The organism is Calditrichota bacterium (genome assembly GCA_013151735.1).
Lineage (GTDB): Bacteria > Zhuqueibacterota > JdFR-76 > JdFR-76 > BMS3Abin05 > BMS3Abin05.
Genome location: JAADHR010000143.1, coordinates 1 through 1387 on the forward strand (window position 1 = coordinate 1; position 1387 = coordinate 1387).

Genomic DNA, 1387 nt, shown 5'->3' on the forward strand with positions numbered 1-1387 from the left:
CCCTTCGCCTCGATACGTCCGCCGGAGGCGGACACTCGGCGACCCAAAAGATGCCTTACCCTGCCAGCACCTTTTCCAGCACTTCCATCGGATGAAAGACATGCCGGTCCACCCCTTCTGTGATCTGGTGCCGACAGGAAATGCCGCTGGCAATTACCACGCGGAGCTCATCTCCGTCGGCTTCCCGGATTTGGTGAAACAGCTCTTCACCGATTCTCATGCTGACGTTGTAGAATTCCTTCTTGTAACCAAAGCTTCCTGCCATTCCGCAGCATTCCACATGCGATTCAACCACATCGAACCCAATTTCCTTGAAGAGACTGATGGCGTCCAGAATGCCATTCAGGGATTTTCGCTGGCAATGGCCGTGGTAAAAGATTTTTTTCCCAAAGGGTGACTGCTCAACATTGAACACGGTCTGCGGCCGGATTTTTTTCACGGAAAGCAATCGGGTAAGGTATTCAACCGCACCAAAGCTGTTTTTTTGAAGCGTTTCAAAAAGATCATTATTTTTCAACAAATTTTTGTAATCCCGTCGAAACAGGGCCAGTACGCTGGGTTCCGGGACGACAATCGTCCAGCCGGCGTCTATTTTCTTCTCAAGATAGCGAGCCACAGAGCGTGCCCGGCGGGCGGCTGTTTCGACCATTCCCTGAGAAAGGGCTGCCCGTCCTTCCGGCAGGACATCACTGATCTGAACGGCTGCACCAAGTGAATCCAGCACCCTGACGGTTGCCATTCCCGATTCCGGATGAAGGAAATTCGTGTAAATATCGGCAAAAATCAAAACCTTGGGGGCATCCGGTTCCGCGTGTAAAGGGGTCTTTCGCTTCCTCTGCCAGCCCCGGTATTGTTTCTGAAAGGTCTTTTTCTGAAATTTCGGAAGCAGGCGCTGGTGGTGCATCCCCACCGTTTTTTCCATCCCGGTTCGTACCGGCGAAAGAGCACTCAGTGCATTTGAGAGCGGTGCGAACGCACTCCCCACCTTTGCAAAAGCCGCGTAATTTCCAAAAAATTGCTTTTCCAGTGGAGCCAGACGATCTCCCCCCTGGCTTCCGAATAATTTCCCAAAAAAAACAGCGGAGGCACTTCTGCCTTCCGCCCGGTTGAGGCGGTCGTGCAGGACCGTGTTGAGCCAGGGAATATCGATTCGTACCGGGCACTGGGGCACGCACCGCGAACAGCCGGTGCAAAGCTCACTAAAACGCGCATTCAAAAGCGTCCCGGTTCCCGCTTCCCAGGCGCCGCCGATTCCGCCCGAGTAGGTTTCTCCGCCGAAGGCGTGTCCCCCGAGCACCTGAAAAACCGGACACACGTTCATGCAGGCGCTGCAGCGCACGCAGTAAAGTGCTTGTTTAAGGTCGGGATCCTCCCGCATCTTGAGCCG

1 protein-coding gene is annotated in these 1387 nt (G+C 54.2%); it reads right to left on the reverse strand.

Going from position 1 to position 1387, the window contains the following annotated elements; translation table 11 throughout:
• Positions 1-55: 55 nt before the first annotated feature.
• The coding region (locus GXO76_10230) for a (4Fe-4S)-binding protein (GenBank protein NOY78231.1) at positions 56-1387 on the reverse strand (1332 nt) is incomplete at its 5' end.